Source organism: Zarconia navalis LEGE 11467, assembly GCF_015207075.1.
Lineage (GTDB): Bacteria > Cyanobacteriota > Cyanobacteriia > Cyanobacteriales > Geitlerinemataceae > Zarconia > Zarconia navalis.
The window spans coordinates 1-5,448 of sequence record NZ_JADEXN010000390.1; the positions used below are offsets into that span (position 1 = coordinate 1).

Below are 5,448 nucleotides of genomic sequence, written 5' to 3' on the forward strand. Positions count from 1 at the left end.
AGATATTACAGAGTGCAAGCGGGTGGAACGGGCGCTCCAAGAACAGCAAACCTACCTGCGCCTCGTCCTGGATAATATTCCCCAGCAAGTGTTTTGGAAAGATACGAACCTCGTCTTTCGAGGATGCAATAAAAACTGGGCATCTTCGGCCCATTTAGCTCGCGCGGAAGATGCCGTTGGCAAAACCGATTACGATTTACTTCCCAGTCGAGAAATCGCCGATTTTTTCCGAGCGCGAGATCGACAAACCATCGAGAGCAACACCCCTCAATTACATACCATTATTTCCAAACAGCGACCGGATGTCGAGGGGAAAGTCATTTGGTTGGATGTGAGCCGCATTCCCATGCACGATGCCTGTGGGAATACGATCGGTGTCATCGGTGTTTTAGAAGATATTACCCAGCGCAAAGAAGCCGAAGAAGCCTTGAGGCAAGAACAGGCGAAATCCGAGCGCTTGTTACTCAATGTTTTACCCAGAGAAATTGCCGCGCAGCTCAAAGAGGAAGAAGGCGCGATCGCCTCTGCCGTTGACGAAGCGACGGTTTTATTTGCCGATATCGTGGGTTTTACCTCCCTCTCGGTGCGTCTGTCGGCAACGGAACTCGTCGATGTACTCAACCAAATTTTTTCCGAATTCGATCGCCTCGCCGAAACCCATGGCTTAGAAAAAATCAAAACCATCGGCGATGCGTATATGGTGGCTGGCGGAATTCCCCTTCCCATCGCCAATAGTGCCGAAGCGATCGCCCAGATGGCTTTAGATATGCAACGAGCGATCGCTCGATTTAAAACCGATCGGGGGGAAACCTTTCAAATTCGCATCGGTATCAATACCGGCCCCGTGGTTGCGGGAGTCATTGGCATTAAAAAGTTTATTTACGATTTATGGGGAGATACCGTGAATGTCGCCAGTCGGATGGAATCGACAGGTGTGCCCGGAGGTATTCAAGTCACAGAAGCAACCTATCTCCAACTCCAAGAAAGGTATCGATTTGAGAGACGAGGTATCGTTGACATAAAAGGAAAAGGCCAGATGGAAACCTACTGGCTAGTAGAGGAAAAAAACAGACCGGATTATTAAGCTTATTATCGTGATTTTACGCAAACATTTTAGTATTTTTACCAAAAAAATATATAAATTGATGGACGTAGTATTGGGGATAGAGTTAAGTTTTTAAAAAAATGAAGTTTTCCGAGAAAATCATTATTTTTGTCGCGATTTAAATTCGATAGTGATGCCTCACAAACCGACCTAAATTCGATTTTTTATTTCGCTCGAGGTGGATTCACTTTGGGCTTGCGACCTCATGCAAGCGGCTAAATGCTACCTAACAGACAGCCATTGAATTTTGTTTGAGCTATCTAAAAAAAATGATAATGCCGATCTTAATTTCAGGAATGGGGTCGATCGTTCGGGGTCGAGGCTAAACTGTAAAAAGAGGGGAATAAAGCACTCCGTTCGACACAAAGACTGCATCTGAAGATGGTAACGGTCGACATTCAGGAACAACCTAAACGTCAAGATCGGTTTAGTCAACCACTTTCCCTTCCCCAGTTCAAATTTTTATTTAAGTTTTTTTCTAAATCGATCGTGAATCTAGAATGCTTGAAAGGTAATATCCTAGTTGTTGATGATAATCCTCAGAACCGACGCTTATTAGAGCGGATGCTGATCAAAAAGGGGTACGAGGTTCAAATTGCGTCTGATGGCTTCAAAGGGGTCGAAATTGCAAACTCGACAAAGCCAGACTTAATCTTACTCGATGTCAATATGCCGAGAATGGATGGGTTTGAAGTTTGTAAACAACTAAAATCTAGCATTAAAACGCGTCATATTCCTATCATCTTCGTGAGTGCTCTAAGCGAAGCGATCGATAAAGTTAAAGGATTTAATGTCGGTGGTGCGGACTATATTACAAAACCCTTTCAGTTTGAAGATGTATTCGTTCGAGTCGAGCATCAACTGACGTTAAATCGGCTGCAAACTCAACTGACTCAACAAAACCAACTTCTTCAACAAGAAATCGAACGGCGCCAGTGGGTGGATGCTCTTTTGGCAAGACAAAATCAAATTTTAGAACTGATTGCTAGAGGAACGGAAATCGATTGTATTTTTGGGGCGATCGCTCGGTTTGTGGAAGAGCGATCGCAAGAGGGTTTATGTTCGATTTCGATTCTACAACCGGCAACGAAGCGGTTGTACCACAGTGTATCCCCGAGTTTGCCTGAGGCTTACAACCAGGCGATCGAAGGTTTGGAAATCGGACCGATGGCGGCTGCCTGCGGAACGGCAGCCTATACCAAGCAAACGGTGATGACGGACGATATTGCCATCGATTCTCGTTGGATCGACTTGAAAGAGATTGCCTTAGCTTGCGGTCTAAAAGCCTGTTGTTCTCGACCGATTCTGACGGAGGCAGGCGAGGTTTTAGGGACGATCGCCATGTATTATCAGCAATCGAAATATCCCAGTTCTCGCGATCGAGATTTGATAGCCACGGCAGTGTATTTATCCAAAGTCGCTCTCGAACGCCACCGCGCGCAACAAAACTATCGAGCCATCTTTGAAGTTTCTCACGATGGCATGATGCTCTACGATCCTCATTCACAAAAAGCATTAGAAGTCAACCCGCAACTGTGCGGACTGTATGGCTTGAGTTCTCAAAGAATGCTACATGTTGGATTGCGTTTTTTAGGAATCGGAACGACATCCGAACATCGGAAAAACTTGAAAGAATCGATTAAAAAAGCCCGACAAGGTAAAACCCAAAAGTTTGAATGGGTGGGCAAACATACATCGGGTCGTTGGTTCTTGACGGAGGTGATTCTCAAACCCATTTCTCTGGTCGGTCAACAGCGGCTTTTGGCGATCGTTCGAGATATTACCGATCGCCAAAATACCCTCAATGCCCTTCAAAAAGCCAAAGAAGATGCTGAGTCTGCCAACCAATCGAAAAGTCAATTTCTGGCGAATATGAGTCACGAATTGCGAACGCCACTGAATGCCATTCTCGGTTTTACGCAAGTGATGACCCGCGATTCTAGCCTCAATTCCCAGCAGCAAGACCACCTGAGAATTATTAATCGCAGTGGCGAACATCTGCTGGGCTTAATTAACGATGTTCTAGAGATGTCAAAAATTGAAGCCGGACGGCTTTCCTTCAATCCCAGTCGATTCGACCTTCACGTAGAAATCGAAACCTTGGTGGAAATGTTACAGCTCAAGGCTCGCTCCAAAAACTTGGAACTTATCTGCGATCGAGCTGCCGATCTCCCTCGATATATCCAAACCGATGAAGGTAAACTACGTCAAGTTCTCGTCAACTTACTCGGTAATGCCATTAAATTTACCCGATCGGGAAGCGTGACTTTGCGAGTTTTGCCAATTCCCGATCTTGATGGACAACTCGATCGTTCCGATGGACGAATGATTCAATTTGAGATAGAAGATACTGGACCTGGCATTGACTGCAATGAAATGCATTGCTTGTTTGAAGCCTTCGGACAAACGACACTCGGTCAAAAATCTCAAGAGGGTACGGGTTTGGGTTTGCCTATCAGCCAGCAATTCGTGAAATTGATGGGAGGAGAAATTCAAGTGGAGAGTTGTGTGGGTCGGGGTACGATCTTCCGATTTGCCATTCCCATCACCCTCGCGAAATCGAGCGATCTTCCAAAGCGGCCATCCACTCGTCAAGTCATCGGTCTGGCGGCAAACCAACCCAACTATCGCATTTTGGCTGTGGACGATCGATCGGCCAATCGGAAACTATTAGTCCAAATCTTAAGTCCCCTCGGTTTCCAAGTTCGAGAAGCGGCTAACGGAGAAGAAGCGGTACAAGTCTGGGAAGAATGGGAACCCCATCTGATTTGGATGGATATTCGGATGCCCGTCATGGATGGATATCAAGCCAGTCAAACAATTCGCGCTCACATCAAAGGTCAGACGACGGTGATTATTGCCCTGACGGCGAGTGCGTTTGAGGAAAATCGCTCTTTGGTTTTATCCGTTGGATGCGACGACTTCGTTCGCAAGCCGTTTGAGGAGAAAATTCTCTATGAAAAAATGGCTCAACATCTGGGAGTCAAATATATCTACGCTGACGAAGCCCCCTCGGACGAACCATCCCCCCACGCCTCAGAAGAAGTCACAGTGTCGGTTCTGCAAGGTCATCTCGAAAAAATGCCCAGATCCTGGATCGATCGACTCCATCAAGCTGCAACCCAGGTAGATGCCCAACTCGTTCTCGAGTTATTACCTCAGGTTCCACCGGATGGGGAAGTTTTGGCGAAGACGCTGGAGGAGTGGGTGGAGAACTTCCGTTTCGATCGGGCGATCGAACTGACCCAGTCGTTACTAGAACAAAACTGAGATCTAGGGCTGCACCTGGGGAAAAGGGATAATGAACGCGACTGGGAAGGTTGAGCGATCGCCACCACGAAATTCTAAGCATTCTGGGTAATGGAGTAGCCTCAGAGAGAACGCCAAACCCCAGATAAAGCATGAGGCGGTTTTTGCAGAAATAACCTTCCAAGTCCTGTGATGAATTCTAAAGCTCAATTCGTTGGCGATCGCGATCGCCCGATTCGGGCAATGGGGCAACACCACCACCGGGGAAACGACGATCTCGACTGCGGGCTTCGTCGCTGCGTTCGATGTCTCGTTGCACCCGATCGATATCCCAACCCTCCTCGAGTTTCTCGCGATAGTGCCGCCAGCCATCATTGTCAGCATCGCGACCGAGGACGTTTCGGTAAATTTGGTTAATTAAATCGCGGGCTTCGTCGCTGCGGGAAATGTCCCGTCGAATCTCGTCCAAGGATTCACCCCGTTCGAGAAGGCGAACGTAGTTACGCAAACCGTTGCGTTCGGGACGGCGACCGAGAACTTCGCGGTAAATTCGCTCGACTTCATCTTCGTATTCTCGGCTGTGGCTGTCGTCGCGATCGCGGTCGCGGCGATTGTGGCGATCGTTACGATCGTCTAAATAATCGTCTAAACCTCGAGTGCGATCGTTAATTCGGGTATTTTCAAATCGGGTTCCTCTCAATCGGGCATCCCGCAGGTCGGCATCCCGCAGGTCGGCATCCCGCAGGTCGGCATCTCGCAGGTCGGCATCCCGCAGGTTGGCATCCCGCAGGTTAGCATCCTGTAGGTTGGCATCTTCTAAATTTGCGCCTCGCAAATCTGCATCTTCGAGATCGGCATCGCGTAAGTCCGCGTCTTCTAAATCCGCACCTCGCAGATTTACATTTTCGAGATCTGCCCCTCTCAGGTCGCACCGACGACAGGAATTATTATCGAGTAAATCTTCTAAATCATCACGATCGTAAGCCTGGGCCGAGAGCAAAATATTCAGTGGAACGAGCAAGGCCGCCGTACCGAAGAAAATACGAGAAAATTTGTGGGGAAAATTCACAGCGGTTGCGCCTCCTCGTCGATAG

The 5,448-nt window shown here is 47.8% G+C and carries 3 protein-coding genes; 2 read left to right on the top strand and 1 reads right to left on the bottom strand.

Annotation, left to right across the window (positions count from 1 at the left end; translation table 11 throughout):
• Positions 1-1,084 (top strand): adenylate/guanylate cyclase domain-containing protein (locus tag IQ235_RS17715; protein WP_264322750.1); only part of this gene is annotated, 1,084 nt, incomplete at its 5' end.
• A gap of 525 nt (positions 1,085-1,609) precedes the next feature.
• Positions 1,610-4,375: a response regulator gene (locus IQ235_RS17720; protein WP_264322751.1), complete on the top strand. Its 2,766-nt coding sequence runs from the start codon at positions 1,610-1,612 to the stop codon at positions 4,373-4,375.
• Positions 4,376-4,553: 178 nt separating this feature from the next.
• Here IQ235_RS17720 and IQ235_RS17725 read toward each other — a convergent pair.
• On the bottom strand, positions 4,554-5,448 hold an 895-nt coding region (locus tag IQ235_RS17725; protein WP_319592618.1), incomplete at its 5' end, for a pentapeptide repeat-containing protein.